Raw genomic sequence first — 20,211 nt, forward strand, 5'->3', positions numbered from 1 at the left:
GGCCTTGGGGGCCGCGCGGCGCCCGGCGCCTGCGGGCCTGCCGCAACGGCAGCCCGCCAGGCCGGGGTCACTCGGCCCTGACGTTTCCGGTCTTGATGACCGACGCCCATTTCCCGGTGTCCCGGCGCACCAGTTCGCGGAAGGCTTCGGGCGATGAGGGGCTGGGCTCGATCCCCAGGCTGGCGAGGCTGGCGACCAGCGCCGCCGACTGCAGACTGTTGCGCACGGCCTGGTTCAACCTGCCGACCACTTCCGTCGGCGTCCCCTTCGGGGCGAACATGCCGTACCAATTGCTGGCTTCGACGTTTGGAATGCCCTGTTCGGCCAGGGTGGGCACATCGGGCAGCGATTTCAGCCGCGCTGGCGCGGCGACCCCGAGCGCCACGAGCTGGCCGTCCTTGATGAAGGGCATCAGGCCCGAGACGTCGCCGAAGAAGGCTTCCACGTGGCCGCCGATCGTATCGGCGATGGCCGGCGCGGCGCCCTTGTAGGCCACGTGCAGGAAGTCGACTTTGGTCTGGCTCTTGAATAATTCGATGGTCATGTGCGGCATGCTGCCGACGCCGGAGGAGGCCAGGGTGGCCGCTTCGCCGCGCTTGCTTGCGGCGGCGACATAGTCCGCCGCGCTCCTGGCGGCGTTTTTCGGCGAAACGACCAGGACTTCAGGTGTGTGGACGACCAGGGCGACAGGCGTCAGGTCTTCGGCCGGCTTGTACGACAGGTTGGGATAGAGCGATGGATTGATGGCGATGGCGCCGGCCGAGCTGAGGAACAGCATGCTGCCGTCGGTGGCGCCGCGCATGACGTAGTTGACCGCGATGGCGCCGTTGGCGCCCGGTTTGTTCTCGACGATGACGGTCGTCTTGAGTTCTGTCTCCAGTTCCTTGGCCAGGATGCGAGCCAGCGAGTCGGCCGGCCCGCCGGGCGGGAAGGCGACGACCAGCCGCGTGGGCGGGGTCGCGTGGCTGACGCTGGTCAGGGAAAATGCGGCGAGCAGGGCGCCCGCCAGGAGGGTGCTGGCGATGGTGGGTTTCATGATGGGTATTCTCCTTGCGCGGCGCGGTCAACCGCCAGGCGCGCCTTGCGTGTTGACGTAGAGCGAATAGATGGAGGTGCAGGAAGCCATGAACAGCCGGTTGCGGTGCGTTCCGCCGAAGCACAGGTTGGCGCAGCGCTCCGGCAGCGCGATATGGCCGATGGCGTCGCCGTCCGGCGTGAAGACGCGAACGCCGTCGAGTTCTTCGGTACCCATGCCCCAGCCGCACCACAGGTTGCCGTCGACGTCCACGCGAAAGCCGTCCGGCGTGCCCGGTCCTGCGTTCATCAGCACTTCGGCATGCGACAGCGATGCGCCATCGTCCTGTACCCGGAAAACCAGAAAGTTGCGCGGTCGGGCGCGTGATTCCACGACATACAGCAGCTTTTCGTCGGGCGAGAAGGCCAGGCCGTTGGGGCCGTTGACGCCTTCTGCCACGACGCTCAGTTGTCCCGACACGCCATCGATCCGATAGATATTGGCCGGCAGCTCCTGGCGCGCGGGCTCGCCCTGGTAGTGGCCGACAATGCCGAACGGCGGATCGGTGAACCAGATTGAACCGTCCGACTTCACCACGACGTCGTTGGGCGAATTCAGGGGCCGGCCGGCGTGGCTGTCGGCCAGGACGGTAATGCGTCCGTCGTGCTCCGTCCGGGTGACTCGCCGCGTGCGATGTTCGCAGGTGATCAGCCGGCCCTGGCGGTCGCGGGTGTTGCCGTTGGCATGGTTGGAGGGCGAGCGGAAGGCGTGGACGGCGCCGGTGATTTCATCCCAGCGCAGAATGCGGTCGTTGGGAATGTCGCTCCACAGCAGGTAACGGCCGTCGCCGAACCACACGGGCCCTTCGGCCCAGCGGCTGCCGCTGGCCAGACGTTCGACCGCCGCCGATAGCAGGTGGTACTTTTCGAAGGCCGGCGCCAATACGCGGATGGCGGGGTCGGGATAGCGTTGCGAGGGTTGCCACATGGGGCCTCCGCGGAAAGAGAGTTGGAATCAGCCGTAGAGGCGGCCGGGGTTGTCATGCAGGATCGCGGTGAGCGTTGCCGGGTCGGCGTCGCAGGCCCGGCGCAGCAACGCCAGCAGGCGTGGCACGCTGGGCTGGGGATAGCGGATGTTGACGTGCGGCCAGTCGCTGCCCCAGATGGCGCGGCCGGGGAATGCCTGCATCAGGCGCGTCATCAGGGGCAGGGCGGCCTGGTAATGACTGGCGCCGCCGGTGACGCGGTCGGCGCCCGAGAGCTTTATCCAGACGTCCGGACAGTCCGCCAGTGCCAGTAGCGGCGCCAGGGCGGCCGCGTCCGATAGCGGCGCTCTGGCCATGTGGTCGATCACCAGGGGCACGCCGTGCCGCAGCAATGCCGGGACGCTATTCAGCACGTCCGGCATCTCGGCATGCACCAGCGCGTGCCAGCCGTATGGCCGGATGCGTTCCAGCAATGCGCCCATTCTGCCGATGTCCGGCTTGCCCGCCAGATGCTTCATCATGCCCAGGCGGATGCCGCGCACCCCCGCCTGATGCATGTGCGCGAGCGTCTCCGGCGGGGTTTGCGCGTCGATCAGCGCGATGCCCCGGTACGCGCCGCCGCTGGCGCGCAAGGCCGCCAGCAGGGCGCGATGATCCGCGCCGTAGGGCGTGGCCTGCACGATTACGCCGCGCGTGATGCCGGCCGCGGCATGCAGGGCGGCGAGCGCCGGGAACGGGGCTTGCGCAGGCGTGTAGGTGGCATCGTCCGCGAGCGGATAATCCTCCCAGGGGCCAAAAATGTGGGTATGGCAGTCCCAGACGACGGGGTCCATGTGCATGGCGGGTTTCGCTTCAGTTGGAGGTGGCGCCGGTTTCTTTGATGGTCGCGCTCCAGCGGCGGTACTCCGACTTGATCAGCGCTCCGTATTGCGCGGGCGTGCCGGGGGTGGGTTCCGCGCCCTGGGCATCGAGGCTGGCCTTCAGGCTGGCATCCTTGAGCGCGTCGTTGACGGCCTGGTTGAGCCGGGCGGTCACCTCGGGCGCCATGCCGGCGGGGCCGACAATGCCTTGCCAGGTGCCGGAATCGAAGCCCGGGGCCACCGTCTCGGCCAGGGTCGGTACGTTTGGCAGGGCCGAGACGCGCTGCGCGGTCGTGACCGCCAGGGCTTTGAGTTTTCCCTCCCTGACATAGGGCAGGAAGGCGTTGAGGCTGCCTGACATCATGAATTGGATCCTGCCTGACAGCAGGTCGGGCAGCGCCGCCGCGTTGCCCTTGTAGGGCACGTGGGCGAACTCGGTGGCCGTCTGCCGGGCAAACAGCACACTGGTCAGGTGGTCGATCGTGCCGTTGCCGGATGAGCCCATATTGAGCATCCCGGGCTTTTCCTTGAGCAGCTTGACGAAGCCCGCGGCGGTATCGGCGGGAACTTCGGGATTGACGATGAGCACCAGCGGCACGTTGGCGACCGAGGCGACCGGCGTGAAGATCTTGCCCGGGTTCAGTTTTTCATTGCCGAAGAGGGCGGGCGAAATGGCGATGGATGAGCTGTTGTAGAGCAGGGTGTAGCCATCGGCCGGCGCGTTGGCGACCATCTCGGCGGCGATGTTGCCGCCGGCGCCCGGCTTGTTTTCGACCACGACCTGCTGGCCCAGGTCGTCGCCAAGGCGTTTGGCCACCAGGCGCGCCAGCACATCGGTGGGGCCGCCGGGCGAAAACGCGACGATCAGCCGGATCGGCTTTTCCGGGAACGTGGCCGCCGACACGGGGGCGCCGGTCAGGGCCAGGAACGTTGCTGCGGTCAGGGCGCCCAGAAGGCGCCGGCGCGGTTTACCGGAAAGCGGCGGGAATTGATGCATGGTGTCTCCTTGGAGACGCTGGGCGCGTCTCTCTTTTCTGGGAAAGAACGGGGGGGCAGTCGCAGCGCACGCTCATGCCGCCGTCGACAATGATTTCGGTGCCGGTCACAAAGCGGGCCTCGTCCGAGGCGAGAAAGAGCGCGGCATTCGCGGTATCGGTGCCGTCGCCCATGAAGCCCAGCGGAATGCGGGCCTGGCGCTGGGCCAGCAAGGCGTCTACGTCGCCGCCCGCGCGCTGGCCGGCCAACCGGGCTTCGACCATGGGGGTATGCATCTGCCCGGGCACCACGGTGTTCACGCGGATGTTGTGTTTGGCATATTCCACGGCGACCACGCGCGATAGCTGAATGATGCCGGCCTTGGCGGATGCATAGCCGACCTGGGCCGCGCCCGTCCAGCGGATGCCCGAGGTGGACGCCGTATTCACGATCGCGCCGCCGCCATGGCGCTGCATGACGGGAATCACATGCTTGCAGGCCAGGAAGACACTCTTCAGGTTGAAGTCCATCTGCGCGTCCCAATCGGCCTCGGACAGATCCACCGGACCGCCGCGGCGCGATCCGCCTACGTTGTTGACCAGGATATCGACGCGCCCGTAGCGCTCGACACACGCCTGCACCATGGCCTCGACGTCCGCGCCGAGCGTTGCGTCGCCGGTCCAGGCGGTGATGTCGCCGCCCGCGGCCCGGGCGCGCGCAAGCGTCTCGTCCATGGCCTGCGCGCTCTTGTCCACGGCGAAGACCTTGGCGCCTTCCTGGGCAAAGCGCACCGCCACGGCGCGGCCATTGCCCCAACCCGGGCCGACGCAGCCGGCGCCGGTGACGATCGCGACTTTTCCTTCCAGTCGTTTTTGCATGTGCTTCTCTCTTGAGTGATGTGATCGGGACCCGTCAATCGCCGCCGTTATCGGCGGCCGCCAGCTCGCGCGGTTCGCCCTCGGGCGGCTCGATCTCGAACACGTTCAGGGTCATGGATATCAGGGTGTAGTACCCGGCCAGGGCCACCAGATCGATGACGCCATTGCGCCCGAACATGGCCTCGGCGCGGCGGTACAGCGCGTCGGGAACGCGGCGTGTCCGGTGCAGTACGGTCAGGAACTCGTGGACCAAGGCTTCGTCCGCGTGTTCGAAGGCAATGTCCCGGCCATCGCGCAGGGCGTCGATGACTGCCGGCGCCACGCCCGCCTGCAAGGCAATGGCCTTGTGCGCCCACCACTCGAACTCCGAGCCCCACCAGCGCGCCAGGACCAGGATGCCCAGTTCGGACAGGCGCGGCGGCAGCGAGCTGTCGTAGCGGCAGAACTGCCCCAGCGCCTGGGCGGGCTCGGCCATGGCGGGGCGATGCAGCCAGACGGCGAGGGGTCCGCGCACGCGGCCGCGCGGGCCGGAGGCGATGACCGCATGGATGCGTTGTTGTTCCGCGGTCATCTCCTGGACCTGCGGCGGGTGGATTCGGGCCATCGTGATTCCTGTGTTACGCGGGCTTGGTGCCTGGCTTGCTTGTTCGGTGGGGCGATTCTGCTTATTCTCGGTAATAGCCGTCCAATACGTTTTTCGGATGTCAGTAATTCGATTACGGAATTACGCTTCTTGGTATCGTCCGCTACCCCCTCACCGTTCGAGCTTTCCCCATGGATCAGAAATCGATGCGCATGTTTCTCGCGTTGGCCGAAGAGCTGCACTTCGGGCGCGCGGCGGCACGTCTTTTCATCTCCCAGCCGCCGCTGACCAAGGCCATCCAGCAGTTGGAGGAGCGCCTTGGCGTCACGCTGTTCGACCGCAACAAAAGAAGCGTGAGGCTGACGGTGGCCGGCGCCGCGATGGTCCAGGAGGCGCGCAGGCTGCTGGCGCAGACGGAACTGTCGATTCGCGCCGTGCAGCGCGCCGAACGCGGCGATGCGGGGCGCCTGCGCATCGGCTTTGTCGCCGCGGTGCTGTTCATGGACATACGCGAAGTCATCCTCGGGCTGGAGCGCGACCTGCCCGGTCTGGAAAGTGTCTGGGAGGAAATGGGTTCGTCCGAGCAACTGCAGGCGCTGGCGCAGGATCGCATCGACATTGGATTTGCCCAGGTGTCGCAAGGCGTGGGCGAGATGCGGTCGATTCCGGTGGGGCGCGTCGACCTGGTCATCGCGCTGGAGCAGGGGCATCGGCTTGCCCGCCGGCGGCGGGTGCGGCTGCAGGACTTGGCCGAGGACGCCTTCGTGGCCATCCCGCGCCACAGCGGGCCGAGTTTTCACGACCTGACGATCGCGGCCTGCATGCAGGCGGGATTCAGCCCGCGCATCATGCACTACGCCAAGCATCTGGTGTCGGTGGTGAGCCTGGTGGCGATGGGGCGCGGCGTGTCGCTGGTGCCCCGGTCGTTCGCGCGCGCGGGGGTGCCCGGTGTCGTGTTCAAGGATATCGACGCAATGGTGGTGGAGGCGGAGTATTCCGCCGTATGGAATCCCGCCAACACCCTGCCCCTGCTGCCGCATGTGTTGAGCCTGCTGGGCGATAAGTGCTAGGCGCGGCGGATGCGCCGCGCAGCGCATTTCCATTGGATGGAACGCCAGGATTGCCCGGCGGGGCGCGGCCTCCTAGACTCGGACGCGCCGGCCTGACAGGCGGGCAGTCCCTGGATATCGACAATTTTCACGAAGCCGCGCCATGTATGCCATCGAAACCCTGAGCGCTTTTGCGCAGCAATTCCAGCAACGTCCCCTTTCCGACGAAGTCGTCCGGCACGCCAAGCGGGCGCTGATCGACTGGTATGCGGCCGCCTATCCCGGGGCCGCGGACCGGGCCGTCGGGATCCTGCGTGCGGTGCTGCTGGACGAGCCGGCCGCGGATGCCGCCGGCCTCGTCGGCGGCGGATCGGCCACCGCGCGCGCGGCGGCGCTGATCAATGGCGCGGCCGCGCACGCGGCGGAGCTGGACGACAGCTATCGTGACGCCATGTACCACCCCGGCGCGGCAACGATCGCCGCGGCGCTTGCCGCCTGCCAGGAGCAGGAGATGAGCGGCGCGCGGCTGCTCAGGGCCATCGTGACCGGCTACGAAGTGTCCACGCGCATCGGTGTCGTGCTGGGGCGGGCGCACTATCGCTACTGGCACAGCACGGGCACCGTCGGCACGTTCGGGGCCGCCGCGGCGGCGGGTTCGGCATACGGGCTGGACCGGGCGCAGTTCGCGCATGCGCTGGGCACGGCCGCCACCTTCGCAGCCGGCCTGCAGCAGGCATTCCGCAGCGATTCGATGTCCAAACCCTTGCATGCGGGACGCGCGGCGGAGGCGGGCGTGCTGGCCGCCAAAGCCGCGCGCCGCGGCCTGACCGGGGCGATGGATATGCTGGACGGGGAGGATGGCCTGGGCCGGGCCATGAGCAACGCGCCCGCCTGGGACGACATCGGCGATACCCTGGGGAAGGATTTCCATATCACCCGCCTGACCTTCAAGAACCACGTGGGATGCGGCCACACCTTCGCGGCGATCGATGCGGCGCTGGCGTTGCGAGAGCGCGCCGGATTCGATTGGCGGGCCATCCGGCGTATCCATGTCCACACGTATCGTCCGGCGCTGGATATCGCCTGCTACGGCATGCCCGCCTCGGCGGGCGAAGCGCGCTTCAGCTTGCGCTACGTGGTGGCGCACGCCTTGCGGTACGGCAGCGTGCGCCTGGACGCGTACCGCGACGAGCGCGTCAACGATCCGGAGATCCGCGCGCTGATCGCGCTGATGGATGTGTCCACGGACCCGGATATCGATGCCGCCTTTCCCGCCAGCCGGTCCGCGCGCGTGGAGATCGAATCGGTCGCGGGCGAAAGGCATGTCCACTTTCAGCGCGACCGCAAGGGCGACCCCGAGGCTCCCCTGAGCGATGCGGAACTGAACGATAAATTCATGGAGCTCGTCGCGCCGCATCTGGGGATGCCGGCGGCGCGCGCGCGGCTGGACGATCTGTGGCGCGTCGAGCAGCGCCCGGACCTGCGGGCAATGACGTAGTCCGGCATATAACTGTCGGTCGAAAACGGTATTGGACCGTCTCGACGCCACGCAGCTAGAGTGCCTGTACGGACGCGACAGACGTCCCGCGCGCGCCGCGCCTGCTCAGTGACGCAGGTGCGTGTGCCCGCCGAATGAACTCGACCTGTGGCTGGAGACACCATGACATTCCATCAACGACGCGCCATGCTCGGCGCGAGCCTGTCCGTGGCCGCGCTGGCCATGCTTGGCCCCAATGCGTGGGCCGACGCACCCTATCCCAAGAAGAAAGCGATCACCATGGTCGTGCCCTACACGCCGGGCGGTTCCATCGATACGATGGCGCGCCTGGTGGCCGAGCAATTGCAGACCGGGTTGGGCCAGAGCATCATCGTGGAGAACCGCGCGGGGGCGTCGGGGTTCATTGGATCGGAATACGTGGCGCGTTCGGCGCCAGACGGCTACACGCTGCTTTTCAATGCGTCCAGCCAGGTGGAGATGCCGCTGGTCATGGGACGCGCCACTTATGACGCGGAAAAGGATTTCACGCCGATCGCGCAGGTGGGGCATGTGCCTTTGCTGGTCGTGACCGATCCTGCCATTCCCGTCAGGAACCTGCGCGAGTTCACCGCGCTGGTCAAGGCCGGGAAAGCCAAGTACACGTGGGCGACCTCGGGCTATGGCACCTCCGGCCACTTGGCCGAAGAGCGTATCAGGCATGGCCTGAAGCTGGATATGGACATCATTTCCTATAAAGGCGCCGCCCCGCAACTGACGGACGTGATGGGCGGTCACGTGTCGGCTGCCGTGTCGCCCATGCCGGGCGTCTATCCCCACGTCAAGTCCGGCAAGCTGCGTCCGATTGCCGTGACGAGCGCCCAGCGCCTGCCGCAATTGCCGGACGTGCCGACCGTGGCGGAAAGCGGTCTGCCCGGGTTCGAACTGCTGTCGTGGTATGGCGTGTGGGGACCGGCCGGCATGCCGCCGGACGTGGTTCAACGGCTGGCCGACGCGGTCGAAACCGCCAAGCAGAGCGCCGCGCTGCAACAGCGCCTGCGCGAGCTCTCTTTCGTGTCGGTGCCGTCCACGCCCGCCGGCTTTGCCGAGATGATCCGCAAGGATATCGAGAAGGTCAGGGGCATCGTCGCGGATGCGAACATCCGCGTGGCTTTCTGAGGAGCGCGGCGAATGGAACCGATCACGATGACGCTGGCGCAATGGATCAGTGGTCTGCGCCGCGACGACGTTCCCGCCGACGTGCGCGCGACCTTGCGCCTGCTGGCCCTGGATACGTTCGCGTGCGCGTTGGCTGGCCGCAGCCAGCCCTGGACCCGTGCCGTGCGCGCCTGGGCCTTGGCGCCGGGTTCGATCCCGCAGGCGCCGTCGCGCATCTGGGGCGAGCCTTGCGGCCGCCTGCGCGCGGCGGACGCGGCCCTGGTGAACGGCGCGGCCGCGCATGCGTTCGAGCTGGATGATTTCCATAACGCCAAAGTGCATCTGGGCGCCGTGGTGGTGCCGGCGGTATTTGCGCTGGCCGAGTCATTGAATGCCGTGCCCGAACGCATCGAGGCGGCACTCGCCGCCGGCTACGAAGTCGTTATCCGCAGTTCGCTGGCGCTCAGGCCCGGGTTGGCGCGCTTGCAGGGGTGGCACCTGACCGCGGTGTGCGGCCCGTTGGGCGCCGCTGCGGCGGCCTCGGTGCTGCTGGGCCTGGATGCGCAGCGCACGGCTTGGGCGTTGGGGCTGGCCGGCACCCAATCGGGCGGGTTGTTCGCCTTCACGGCCGATGGCGCCAGCTCCAAGCGCTTCCATCCCGGGCGCGCGGCGCAGGCCGGCGTCATGGCGGCCGAGTTGGCCAGCCTGGGACTGAGCGGTCCGACACAGTTGTTCGAGGCGCGCGACGGCGGCTGGCTGCGGGCGTTTTCGCAAGACCCGGACCCCGCGGCGCTGATCGATGGCCTGGGGAAACTCTGGCACGGCGCGGAAACGAACTTCAAGCCCTATGCCTGTTGCGGCAGCGTGCATGCGCATGTGGACGCCGCGCTTGCCCTGCGGTCGCGGTGGGCGCCTGGGCGCGGCGTTCGGGTCGGCATGCCGAAGGTGGTGCTCGTGCAGTGCGGCTACGAGTATCGGCCGGGCACGGCGCTGAATGCGCAAATGAGCGGGCGCTACAGCGTGGCGGCGGCGTTGCTGGACGGCGCGGTGCTGCCCGGGCAATTCGATGACGCGCGCATGCGCGCGGCCGATGTGGTCGATCTGGCCGGGCGGCTCGAATTGGTGCATGACGAGGCGCTCGATGCGTTGTATCCGCGGAACTTCTGCGGCTGGGTGGAGGTGCAGGAAGGCGACGGCGCCTGGCTGCGCCATGCCGTGTTGAACCCGTCGGGATCGGCGGCGAACCCGGCCCGGGGCCAGGCCATTGCGCGCAAGGCCGAGCTGCTGCTCGAGCCGATCGTCGGCGCGGGCGGCGCGATGCGCCTGCGTCGGTCATTCGAGGAACTGGACGCGACGCCCTTGCGTGAACTGCTGGCGGACGGGTGTGTCGGTGAATCGGTCGCGCCAGGCGAGGCCGGCAGCCCCGGCGCCTAGGCGATCGGCGGTTCGAGGATTTCCCGCACCACGTTGGCAACCAGGTCCGAGGGCGTCTTGGGGTCCCAGATGGCGCAGATGCGCACGCGCTGCGTGACCTGGTCCAGTTCGCGATAGGTGACACCGTTGGTGGCGCCGCGCGCGAACGAACTGGGCACCACCGCCATGCCCAGTCCGAGGCCGACCATCTGGAAGATCGTCAGGGCATGGCGGGCCGTGTGCGCGATGTTGGGACTGAACCCGGCCTGCGCGCAGGCGGCGATGAAGCTGTCGAACAAGGCCGGCGCATGTTCGCGTGAAAATGCCACGAACGGCTGTTCGCGCAGTTCAGGCAAGGGGATGCTGAGACGGGCGGCCAGCGGGTGGGCGGACGGAATCGCCAGACTGAAGGCCTCGCTGAAAATCGGGCGCGAAGCCAATTCTTCGATATGCGGCTGCTCGTGGATGATGCCGATGTCGATCTTGCCCTGATGCACGGCGCGGATCTGGTCGCGCGAACCCATGTCGGTGACCGCGACGTTCACCTGCGGGAACTGCCGCCGCAGCCGTTCCAGGATGGCGGGCATGACGTGGAAGACCGCCGAGGTGGCCATGCCCAGGCGCAGTTCTCCCACGTCGCCCTTGGCCGTGCGCAGCGTGGTGTCCACTGCCGCTTGCAGGTGCGCCAGGACCGCGCGGCTTTCACGCAGGAACACATGGCCGGCGTCGGTGAGCTTGACCTCGCGCCGCGTCCGCAGGAAAAGCGCCACGCCCATCTCGTCTTCGAGCGCCTTGATCTGTTGCGACAAGGGCGGCTGCGACATGTGCAGGCGTGTTGCGGCGCGGCTGAAATTCAATTCTTCCGCCACGGTGACGAAGTAGCGCAGTTGGCGTATGTCCATTAGTTCCTGTGCCGATAACTGTTAGCCGAATTCCATATTGGATGAATTGGCGGAGAGTGCATACAGTGCGGGAGCGGCTCCGTCATCGGGGCAATGTGTCAATGCTGCCAGGAGAAAAAATTGGAACGATTGGATCAACAGTCTCGCATGGAATCGCGCGAGCCGTTGGGAAATTTCGCGTCGGTTGAGGTTTCCAGATTCTTTGTCGAGCGCCCGGGCGGAATCCGCCTGGAGGTCTACGCCCAAGGGCGCGGCGACCTGCTGGTGATGCTGCCGTCCTTGGGGCGGGGAGCGGTGGATCTGGAAGCGATCGCAACGCCGCTGGCCGCGGCCGGGTTTCGCGTGCTGCGGCCGGAGCCTCGCGGCAATGGCGCGAGCGTGGGGCCGTTGGAGGGGAAAACGCTGCATGACTGGGCGGCGGACATCGCCGCCGTGGTGGAAAGCCAGAATGCGGGGCCGGCTTTCATCGTCGGCCATGCGCATGGCAACTGGATCGCCCGGACGCTCGCGTCGGACCGCCCTGATCTGGTGCGCGCCTTGTTGCTGCTGGCCGGGTCGGCGGGGAAGGTGCCGGCGGATCATTCGGGCGTGCCGATCAGCGATGAAATCCGGGCCGTTATCGAGCGTTGCGGTGACACATCGCTTTCCGATGCGGTGCGGCTGCAAAGCTTGCAGCAGGTCTTCTTCGCGCCGGGAAACGATGCCCGCGCCTGGCTGGACGGCTGGAATACCAGGCTGTTGACTCTGCAGACCCAGGCACAGAAGCGGACGCCGGTGGACGACTTCTTCGCCGGCGGGCGCGCGCCAATTCTGAATCTGCAGGCGGAACACGACGTCATTGCCCCGCAGCGGTTCGCGCGGGTGCTCAGCGATGCGCTGGGCGAGCGCGTCACCAACGTCACCATCCGCAATGCCGCGCACGCGTTATTGCCGGAGCAGCCCCAGGCCGTGGTGGCGGCCTTGCTCGACTACCTGGCGCGGTTCCGCTAGGCACCCGCGAGGTCCGCGGGACCGCCGGCGCCAGAGCCGGGGGCGGGTCGCGGCGCGCAGCGCGTTTGCGTGGCGGCCCGCGCGCCCCGGGTTCAGGTTCGATGGGCGTCAACGTCCGGCACCCTGGCCCCATCGAGGGAATGCGCCGTGGCGCCGAACCGCTCGGCCAGTTGCCGCGCCTGGCCGGCGGCCAGGCGCGCATTGACTTCCATGGATGTGGTCCAGAAGTACGTGCCCGCGGCCAGGCTGCCGAGCACCGACACGGCATCGACACGCCGGCCGTGCGTGTCCAGCAGGCAGCCGGTGTCGAAGTCCAGGTCGAACCCGCCCAACCCATGCGCGCGGGCGATGCCGTCCTCGCACAGTTGCCTGACCAGCGCATCCGCCGTGCTGGCCACGTCGAGCGAAAAGCTGGTGGCATTGATGACCCAGGGCGCACGCAGCTCGCCGGGGGCTGCCTGGATGACGAAGCCGTTGCGCGCGGCCTCGAAGCGGACGTCGCGGAATCCGCCATGCACGTGCAGGCGGCCCTCATGCAGCAAGGTCTGCAGCGTGAGCGCATTGCGCATCGGAAAGGTGGCGCGGCGCGCCATCCATAGGGTCCGCCAGTCGCGATGGAAGCGGTTGCGCTGCGCGTCGTCGAGCGCGTGCCAGATGTGCTCGATGCGATCGTTGGTGGCCGCGGCCACTGCCTGCCAGGGACGCGGGCCGGCCTGGGAGCGCGCGATTTCCGCGTCCAGCGCTTGCGCGGCGGGGCCCGGCACGCCCAGGATGTCGTTCGGTTCCTCGATGCCGCCTGCCTCGCGCAGCGCGCGGCGCAGGCTGTCGAGCAGGCCATCGAGCGTGACGCGGCCGTCGGCCTCGGGCTCCGGCAACATGGGCAGCCGCAGGCTCTTGTTGTGGGGGCTGCGCACCGCGGGCAGCCGGCCATTGCGCGAGACGCAATGGATGGGGCCGCGATGGCCGGACGCCTGCAGTGCCGCGATGGCGTCGATGGCGCTCAGGCTGGTGCCGATGATGCAGACCGCATCGTCCTGGCCGATCTTGCCGGTCATGCCGGCCACCGGATAAGGGCTGTTGAAATAGCCGGGCAAGGCCGCGAGGCGCGGGAACGCGACCGAGGGCAGGTTGCCGTTGCACAGCACCACGCGATCGGCCCGCAGGTGCGTGCCGCGCTCGCCCAGCACCGCCGCGCCGCCGCCAGCCTGCGGCCAGACGCCGACGACCCGTTCGGCATGGCGCGTCACCGGGATGCCGCGCGCGGCTGCCCGGGCCAGCGCGGCTTCATAGAGATCGCGCAGGTACAGGCCGAAGACCGGGCGGGGCACGAAGTCGCCCGGATCGATGCGCCGCACGCCCATGCCGGCGAGGAACGCGGGTTCGCGCTGGCGCAGCCAGGCCAGGAAGCTGTCGGGATCGCGGCACACTGCCGACATGCGGCTGACCGGGATATTGAGCAGGTTGCTGGCCGCGTCGGCTTGATAGGCCGTGCCGGGCCCTACGTCGGCGGCGGGCTCGAAAAGCGCGACCGACAGCGGCGCGCCATCCGGCAGGGCATCGATCAGTTGATACAGGAAAGACACGGCGACAGAGCCGCCGCCCACGATGGCGACGCACGCGCGGGATACGGACATGCAGGACTCCTGGGAACGTTATCGGCGGTGGGGCGCGGGCGCGTCGGCGCGCCCGCGGCCAGCGGTCATTGCTTGGCGGTGCGGGTCACGGAGCGGCGTACCACCGCGCCCCATTTGTCAATTTCGCCGGCGATCACCTTGTCGGTTGCCGCGGGCGTGGTGGGCGTGGCCTTGGCGCCCAGTTTGGCCGCGCCCTCGCGCAGTTGCGGCGATGCGCCGGCTTGCTGCATGGCCATGGACATCTTCTCGATGGCTTGGGCGGGCGTGCCGGTCGGCGCGAGCAGCGCGTACGTGGTGGCCACCGCATAGCCCGGCACGCCCTGTTCGGCCAGCGTCTTGACCTCGGGCAGGGCGGGGGCGCGCGTATCGGTCGTGACACCCAGGATGCGGATCTTGCCGCTGGCCAGCTGCGGCAGCAGGGCGGGCAGGGTATCTATCACCATGTCGATCTGCCCGCCAAGCAGGTCGGTGACGGCCGGGCCGCTGCCGCGATACGGCACGTGCAGGATGTCGGTGCCGGTGATCTGCTTGAACAATTCCCCCGCCATGTGCTGGGAACTGCCGTTGCCGGCCGAGCCCATGGTGAGCTTGCCAGGACGCGACTTGGCCAGCGCGATCAGTTCCTGCACCGTCTTGGCGGGCACGGCGTCATTGACCGCCAGCGCCATCGGCATCGTGATGGCGACGGATACGCCCTTGAAGTCCTTGACGAAACTGTAGTTCTGCTTGTCCAGCAGCGAGGCGTTGATGGCCAGGCTGCCCAGGGCGCCCATGAGCACGGTGTAGCCATCGGGCGTGGCGCGCGCCACGGCTTCGGCGCCGACCTCGCCGCCCGCGCCGGCCTTGTTTTCCACGACCACGGTTTGCTTGAGGTAGTCGCCCATCTGCTGTGCATAAAGGCGCGCGGCCACGTCGGTGGCGCCGCCAGGCGGGTAGGGCACGATCATCCGGATCGGGCGGTCGGGCCAGTCGGCGGCGTGCGCCGCGGGCAGGACGGAGCCGCTGATGGCAGCGGCGAGAAACAACAATAGGTACTTGCGCATGATGGCTTGTCTCCGATGTTTTTTTCGCCGCTGACCGCGCGGCTTGTTCTGCTTTGTGTCCTAACATATAGGAAGTGAATCCCAAATTAGGCTTAACAAGAATCTCACGCAGTGATATTCTGGTCAAGCAATGATCGATATCTCCGGGTTTTCTTGGGATTCGATTTACAAGAATCAGGATCAAAAGCGAGACGACATGGATCACAAGCAAGCGTTGGCCGGCGTGCGCGTTATCGAGGTGTGCAACGTGGCCGCCGGTCCCTACTGCGGCATGCTGTTGGCCGATATGGGCGCGGACGTCATCAAGATCGAACATCCCGAGGGCGGCGACACGCTGCGGGCCTGGCCGCCGATCAGCGAGGGCTACAGCGAGAATTTCGCTTCGCTCAACCGCAACAAGCGTTCGGTCACGCTCAACCTGAAGGACCCGGCCGATGCCGAGCTCGCGCGGCGCCTCATCGACGAGGCCGATGTACTGCTGGAGAACAACCGTCCCGGCGTGATGGAGCGGCTGGGGCTGGGCTACCCGGCGCTGTCGGCGCGCAACCCGCGGCTGATCTACTGCTCGATCTCGGCGTACGGCCAGACCGGTCCGCGCGCGCAGGAAGGCGGCTTCGACCTCACCATCCAGGCCATGAGCGGCATCATGAGCGTGACCGGCGAGCCCGGCGGCGCGCCGGTCAAATGCGGCGTGCCGCTGGCCGATTTCACCGCGGGCCTGTATGCCGCCACGTCGATCACCGCGGCGTTGCGCGTGGCCGAGCAGAGCGGCGTCGGCACGCATCTGGATGTCGCCATGCTGGGGGTCACGCTGGGCATCGCCGCTTTGCAGACCTCTGAGTATTTCGGCAGTGGCAAGGACCCGCAGAAGCTCGGTTCCGCGCATCCGCGCAATGCGCCCTACCAGGCGTTCCGTTGCCGCGACGGCTACTTCGGCATGGCGGCGGGCAACAACGCGCTGTGGCGCGCGGTCTGCGAGATCGTGGGCCATCCCGAGCTGGTGGAAGACCCGCGTTATGCCACGACGACGCTGCGCGCGCGCAACCAGGCCGAACTGCGTGAATTCCTCGAAGCCATTTTCGAGACCCGCGATGGCGACCACTGGCTGCGGCAGTTCCGGGGCCGCGGCGTGCCGTGCGCGCCCATCAACAGCTACTCGGAAGTGCTTGCCGATCCGCAGGTCGAGCATATGGAATGGGTGCGGCCGCTGGAACTGCCCAATGGCGTGCGCACCCGCACGTTCGGTGCGCCGGTGCGTATCGGCGGCGCCGCGACGCCGATACGGATGCGGCCGCCAGGGCTGGGCGAACACAGCGACGAGATCCTGGGCGCGCTGCGCGGCGCGCGCAAGGAGCCGGCATGAGCTTGGTCGATGTGCGTCATGAAGAGGGGTGCAGCCGCATTACATTGCAGCGCCCGGACAAGATGAATGCCCTGTCCGGCGAGCTGGTCGAGGCCCTGATCGCCGCGGTGGATGACGCCCATGCCCGCGAGAGCGATGCCATTGTGTTCCAGGGGCAAGGCAGGAATTTCAGCGCTGGCTTCGATTTCGGCGGTTTTGCCGAACAGAGCGAGGGCGACCTGTTGCTGCGCTTCGTGCGGCTCGAACAGCTGCTGCAGAAAGTGGCGGCGTCGCCCGCGCTCACGCTGGCGCTGGCCCATGGCAAGAATTTCGGCGCCGGCGTCGACCTGTTCGGCGCGTGCCGGCTGCGGGTGGCGGCGCCGGACGCGAGCTTTCGCATGCCGGGCCTGAAGTTCGGCCTGGTGCTGGGCACGCGGCGCTTCGCCGCGCTGGTGGGCGCGCAGACGGCGCACGACGTGCTCCTGCATACCCGCACGTTCTCGGCGCAAGCCGCGCGCGAGATGGGCTTTGCCACCCAACTGGCGCAGCCATTGGAGTGGGAGCCGGTGGCGGCCGCCGCGTTGGCGAGCGCGCGCGAGCTCGACGCGGTCACGCGCGCGCGGCTGCACGCCGCGATTGGCGGCGGCGAGCGCGACGCCGACCTGGCCGACCTGGTGCGATCGGCCGCCGCGCCCGGGCTGAAGGACCGCATACGTGCTTATCTGAATCCCTAGGCGCAGGCCTGTATTGGGCACCGACGTTGCCAGCGAGCAGCGCGGTCAACTGGAGCGAGACACATGACATCAGGTTTCAACCAATCCGATAAGCGGATCTCCCTGGCCGCGCTGGGCGCGATGATTCCAGACGGGGCATCGGTGGCGCTGGGCGGCAGCTTTCTGCATCGCGGGCCTTTCGCGCTGGTGCGCGAGCTGATCCGGCAAGAGCGCCGCGGCCTCGAAATCATCAAGCAATCGCCGGGTTACGACATCGATATCCTGTGCCGGGCCGGCGTGGCCACGCGGGCGCGGGCCGGCATCGTGGCGATGGAAGGCAATTTCGGCCTGGCCCCCTGGTACCGCAAGGCCATCGAACAGGGGCGGCTCGAACTGGAAGAGCACGCGTGCGCCAGCCTCACGGCGGGCCTGCGCGCCGCCGCCTTCGGGGTGCCGTTCATGCCCTGCGGCGGCCTGCATGGCAGCGATCTGCCCGCGCTGAATCAATGGAAGCTGCTCGACGATCCCTATGGCAGCGGGGCCAGCACCTATCTGATTCCCGCGGTAAAGCCCGATTTCGCGGTGCTGCAGGTGTCGGAGATCGACCGCCTGGGTAACGCCCGCGTCCATGGCACGGCGCATTGGGACCGCATCATGTCGCGTGCCGCGGGCTCGGTGCTGGTGGTGGCCGAGAAGCTGGTCGAGACGGAAGTGTTCGAAGCGCAGCCCGAAGCCACGCTGCTGCCCTACTTCATGGTCGAGGCGTTCACGGTATTGCCGGGCAGCGCGTGGCCAGGGTCCTGCACGCCGTATTACGACATCGACTACCCCGCCGTCGAGCGCTATATGGATACGGAACGCACGCTGCAGGCGCATATGGCCGAGGCGCCCGAGCTCAAGGAGACTTCGCATGCCTGACACCTTTTCGCCCTTCGCGCACGTGGTGCTGGGGCTGGCCCGTTTCATCCAGCCCAATGAGATCACCTTCAGCGGCGTGAACTCGACGCCGCCGATGCTGGCCTGCCTGTTGGCCAAGCAGGCCTACGATTTCGATTTCATCTACATCAACGTGGCGGGCGGCGTCGATCCGCGCCCCGAATCCATCCCGATTTCCAGTTCGGATCCGCAACTGGCCGCCCATACCGCCTCGATTTTCTCCAACGAAGATTTCTATGATCTGTGCACCCGCGGCCGGATGGATCTGACCTTCCTCGGCGCCGCGCAGATCGACGGCGAGGGCTGCGCCAACAACTCGTGCATTGGCGACTGGCATCAACCCAAGGTGCGTCTTCCGGGCGGCGGCGGTGGCGCGGTGATGTTGCCGACCGCGCGGCGCGCCTGCACCTGGCGCACCGAGCATTCGCCGCGGACCTTCGTGCAGACGCTCGATTTCCGCACCTCCTGGGGAGGCTTTCACGGCGTGGTCACGCCCATCGCCGTCTTCATCAAGCGCGATGGCCGCCTGGCCCTGCAGTCGTGGCATCCGGAATCGAGCCTGGCCGAGGTGCGTGAGCGCACGGGATTCGCGTTCGACGCCACCGGCGCGGCGCCGACGCCGCAGCCCACCGCGGCAGAGCGGGCCGCCCTGGCGGCGCTCGACCCCGAAGGCATATTCGAACGCGATGCCAACGTGCGGCTGCGCTGACGCGCGGCAGGGAGACTGGCAATGAATGAAATTCCGACGCTGCCGCAGACCTGGCAGGCGCAGTGGCGCGCGCCCGGACTACGCGACCGGCCCGCACTGATCACGGCACAGCGCGAATGGACCTACCGGCAATTGGACGCGGCCGTGCGCGGCGTCGCGGGCGGCCTGCGGCGCGCCGGCGTGCAGGCCGGGGATTTCGTGGCGCTGGCACTGGAACGCGGGCCGGCGCAAGTGATCGCGCTGCTCGGATGCATCGCCGCGGGCGCCTGCCCGTGTCCGCTGGAGCCGCGGATCGCCGCCGAGGAAACTGCGCGGCGGGTCCAGGCGGTTGGGCTGGGCTGGATCGTGCACGATGATGACAATGCCGCAGGCGCGACGGCTTGCGGGCTGCCGGCGGCGCGCATCCTGGCCTGGGAGGCGTTGGCGGATGCGCAGCCGTACTGGGCGCCGCACCCGGCGCCCGCCGATGCGGCGTTGCTGCTGTTCACGTCGGGCAGCACCGGCAGGCCAAAAGGCGTGCTGCTATCGCATCGCGGTATCGCGCGCAATACGGCAGGCATTCTGGCGCACACCGGGCTTGGTCCGGAGGATGTGCTGCTGCACCTGATGCCGCTGCACCATACCAACGCCATCAACAACCAGGTGTTCGCGCCGCTGGCCTGTGGCGCCGCCATCGCCTTGGCCGAGCGCTTTCGCGCCGAGGCCCTGCCGCAGGTGCTGTCGCGCTTCCGGCCGACGGTGTTGACCGGCGTGCCCACCATGTATGCGCGCATGCTGCGCCAGACCTTCGCGCCGGATGCATTTTCGCGGTTGCGGCTATTGCGTTGCGGGTCGGCGCCGATTACGACCACGCTGCATCGTGAAATCGAGGCGTTCACGGGCTGCGAACTGATGGTGTCGTATGGGCTGTCCGAGGCCACCTGCACCTCGACCATGAATCCGCCGGGCGCGCGCCGCATCGGCACGGTCGGCACCGTGCTGGCGGGGCAGCAGGTGGCCTTGCTGGACGCCTCCGGCAAGCCGGTGGCCGCCGGGGGGGAAGGGGAGATCTGCATCGGCGGCGATGCGCTGATGCTCGGCTATCTTGGCCACGATGGCGATGACCCGGTGCGCGACGGCTGGCTGCACACCGGCGACCTGGGCCGTTTCGACGCCGACGGCTATCTCAGCATCACCGGCCGCATCAAGGAAGTGATCATCCGCGGCGGCGAGAACATCTCGCCCAGGCTGATCGAAGACGTGCTGGTCACGCTGCCGGGCATTGCCGCCTGCTGTGTGGTGGCGCAGGGCGATGCGGATCTGGGCGAAGTGCCGGTGGCGGTGGTGATGGCCGATGGTTCGGCGGCCATGCCGGCCGAGGCGGACATGCGGGCCCTGGTGCAGGAGCGGCTGGGCCGGATCTATGTGCCGCAAGCGGTCTACTGCCGCGATGCCCTGCCCGAGAATGCGGTGGGCAAGGTGGATCGCAAGGCGCTGGCGGAGTGGGTGCTGACCCGCGCGGCCGAGCGATAGGCGACCAGGCGTGGCGCGGCTGCCGGCGTCCCGCGCCACG

Annotated in this window: 19 protein-coding genes; 10 read left to right on the forward strand and 9 right to left on the reverse strand. The window is 68.0% G+C overall.

Annotated elements, in window-relative coordinates; translation table 11 throughout:
- Positions 1 to 67: 67 nt before the first annotated feature.
- The 6 genes from K2W61_RS12460 to K2W61_RS12485 are packed head-to-tail and all read right to left on the reverse strand — an operon-like array spanning position 68 to position 5,317.
- A complete protein-coding gene (locus K2W61_RS12460) occupies positions 68 to 1,036 on the reverse strand; it encodes a Bug family tripartite tricarboxylate transporter substrate binding protein (RefSeq protein ID WP_236755738.1) in 969 nt (322 codons plus the stop codon).
- Between the two features lie 27 nt (positions 1,037 to 1,063).
- On the reverse strand, positions 1,064 to 2,002 hold the full coding sequence (locus K2W61_RS12465; RefSeq protein ID WP_236755739.1) for an SMP-30/gluconolactonase/LRE family protein: 939 nt from the start codon (positions 2,000 to 2,002) through the stop codon (positions 1,064 to 1,066).
- Between the two features lie 27 nt (positions 2,003 to 2,029).
- Positions 2,030 to 2,839 (reverse strand): amidohydrolase family protein, encoded by an 810-nt coding sequence (locus tag K2W61_RS12470; protein WP_236755740.1) that lies wholly within the window; start codon positions 2,837 to 2,839, stop codon positions 2,030 to 2,032.
- A 13-nt stretch (positions 2,840 to 2,852) separates the two neighbouring features.
- Positions 2,853 to 3,857 (reverse strand): Bug family tripartite tricarboxylate transporter substrate binding protein, encoded by a 1,005-nt coding sequence (locus K2W61_RS12475; protein ID WP_175132267.1) that lies wholly within the window; start codon positions 3,855 to 3,857, stop codon positions 2,853 to 2,855.
- On the reverse strand, positions 3,829 to 4,713 hold the full coding sequence (locus K2W61_RS12480) for an SDR family NAD(P)-dependent oxidoreductase (protein ID WP_236755741.1): 885 nt from the start codon (positions 4,711 to 4,713) through the stop codon (positions 3,829 to 3,831). Before K2W61_RS12480 ends, K2W61_RS12475 begins: the two co-directional genes overlap by 29 nt.
- Positions 4,714 to 4,747: 34 nt before the next feature.
- Positions 4,748 to 5,317: a carboxymuconolactone decarboxylase family protein gene (locus tag K2W61_RS12485; RefSeq protein WP_236755742.1), complete on the reverse strand. Its 570-nt coding sequence runs from the start codon at positions 5,315 to 5,317 to the stop codon at positions 4,748 to 4,750.
- A 170-nt stretch (positions 5,318 to 5,487) separates the two neighbouring features.
- On the opposite strand from K2W61_RS12485, the gene K2W61_RS12490 reads away from it, so the two are divergent.
- The 4 genes from K2W61_RS12490 (at position 5,488) to K2W61_RS12505 (ending at position 10,411) form a co-directional block, all read left to right on the forward strand.
- Complete coding sequence (locus K2W61_RS12490) at positions 5,488 to 6,366, forward strand: LysR substrate-binding domain-containing protein (protein ID WP_175132270.1); 879 nt, start codon at positions 5,488 to 5,490, stop codon at positions 6,364 to 6,366.
- Positions 6,367 to 6,508: 142 nt separating this feature from the next.
- Positions 6,509 to 7,843 carry an MmgE/PrpD family protein gene (locus tag K2W61_RS12495; RefSeq protein WP_236755743.1) on the forward strand — a complete coding sequence of 445 codons (1,335 nt, stop codon included), beginning with the start codon at positions 6,509 to 6,511 and terminating at the stop codon, positions 7,841 to 7,843.
- A gap of 162 nt (positions 7,844 to 8,005) precedes the next feature.
- Entirely contained in the window at positions 8,006 to 8,998 is a 993-nt protein-coding gene (locus tag K2W61_RS12500; RefSeq protein WP_175132272.1) for a Bug family tripartite tricarboxylate transporter substrate binding protein, read from the forward strand.
- A 12-nt stretch (positions 8,999 to 9,010) separates the two neighbouring features.
- Positions 9,011 to 10,411 carry an MmgE/PrpD family protein gene (locus tag K2W61_RS12505; protein WP_236755744.1) on the forward strand — a complete coding sequence of 467 codons (1,401 nt, stop codon included), beginning with the start codon at positions 9,011 to 9,013 and terminating at the stop codon, positions 10,409 to 10,411.
- Here K2W61_RS12505 and K2W61_RS12510 read toward each other — a convergent pair.
- Positions 10,408 to 11,292: a LysR family transcriptional regulator gene (locus tag K2W61_RS12510; RefSeq protein ID WP_236755745.1), complete on the reverse strand. Its 885-nt coding sequence runs from the start codon at positions 11,290 to 11,292 to the stop codon at positions 10,408 to 10,410. The two genes, K2W61_RS12505 and K2W61_RS12510, sit on opposite strands and share 4 nt — an antisense overlap.
- A 120-nt stretch (positions 11,293 to 11,412) precedes the next feature.
- Between K2W61_RS12510 and K2W61_RS12515 the strand changes: the two genes are divergently transcribed.
- Positions 11,413 to 12,282: an alpha/beta fold hydrolase gene (locus K2W61_RS12515; RefSeq protein ID WP_272909290.1), complete on the forward strand. Its 870-nt coding sequence runs from the start codon at positions 11,413 to 11,415 to the stop codon at positions 12,280 to 12,282.
- A gap of 92 nt (positions 12,283 to 12,374) precedes the next feature.
- Here the strand turns inward: K2W61_RS12515 and K2W61_RS12520 are convergent, their stop codons facing one another.
- Together K2W61_RS12520 and K2W61_RS12525 are read right to left on the reverse strand one after the other, a co-directional pair.
- Complete coding sequence (locus K2W61_RS12520) at positions 12,375 to 13,916, reverse strand: FAD/NAD(P)-binding protein (RefSeq protein ID WP_175140443.1); 1,542 nt, start codon at positions 13,914 to 13,916, stop codon at positions 12,375 to 12,377.
- 65 nt (positions 13,917 to 13,981) lie between these two features.
- Positions 13,982 to 14,959 (reverse strand): Bug family tripartite tricarboxylate transporter substrate binding protein, encoded by a 978-nt coding sequence (locus tag K2W61_RS12525; RefSeq protein ID WP_236755746.1) that lies wholly within the window; start codon positions 14,957 to 14,959, stop codon positions 13,982 to 13,984.
- Between the two features lie 196 nt (positions 14,960 to 15,155).
- On the opposite strand from K2W61_RS12525, the gene K2W61_RS12530 reads away from it, so the two are divergent.
- The 5 genes from K2W61_RS12530 (at position 15,156) to K2W61_RS12550 (ending at position 20,171) form a co-directional block, all read left to right on the forward strand.
- On the forward strand, positions 15,156 to 16,322 hold the full coding sequence (locus K2W61_RS12530) for a CaiB/BaiF CoA transferase family protein (RefSeq protein WP_236755747.1): 1,167 nt from the start codon (positions 15,156 to 15,158) through the stop codon (positions 16,320 to 16,322).
- Positions 16,319 to 17,035: an enoyl-CoA hydratase/isomerase family protein gene (locus K2W61_RS12535; protein ID WP_236755748.1), complete on the forward strand. Its 717-nt coding sequence runs from the start codon at positions 16,319 to 16,321 to the stop codon at positions 17,033 to 17,035. The genes K2W61_RS12530 and K2W61_RS12535 overlap by 4 nt, the downstream gene beginning before the upstream one ends.
- 63 nt (positions 17,036 to 17,098) lie before the next feature.
- Positions 17,099 to 17,932 carry a CoA transferase subunit A gene (locus tag K2W61_RS12540; RefSeq protein ID WP_175132279.1) on the forward strand — a complete coding sequence of 278 codons (834 nt, stop codon included), beginning with the start codon at positions 17,099 to 17,101 and terminating at the stop codon, positions 17,930 to 17,932.
- A complete protein-coding gene (locus K2W61_RS12545) occupies positions 17,925 to 18,659 on the forward strand; it encodes a CoA-transferase subunit beta (RefSeq protein WP_236755749.1) in 735 nt (244 codons plus the stop codon). The genes K2W61_RS12540 and K2W61_RS12545 overlap by 8 nt, the downstream gene beginning before the upstream one ends.
- A 21-nt stretch (positions 18,660 to 18,680) precedes the next feature.
- On the forward strand, positions 18,681 to 20,171 hold the full coding sequence (locus K2W61_RS12550) for a class I adenylate-forming enzyme family protein (RefSeq protein ID WP_236755750.1): 1,491 nt from the start codon (positions 18,681 to 18,683) through the stop codon (positions 20,169 to 20,171).
- Positions 20,172 to 20,211: the final 40 nt, after the last annotated feature.

The organism is Achromobacter pulmonis, assembly GCF_021733725.1.
GTDB classification, from domain to species: Bacteria; Pseudomonadota; Gammaproteobacteria; order Burkholderiales; family Burkholderiaceae_B; genus Achromobacter; species Achromobacter pulmonis.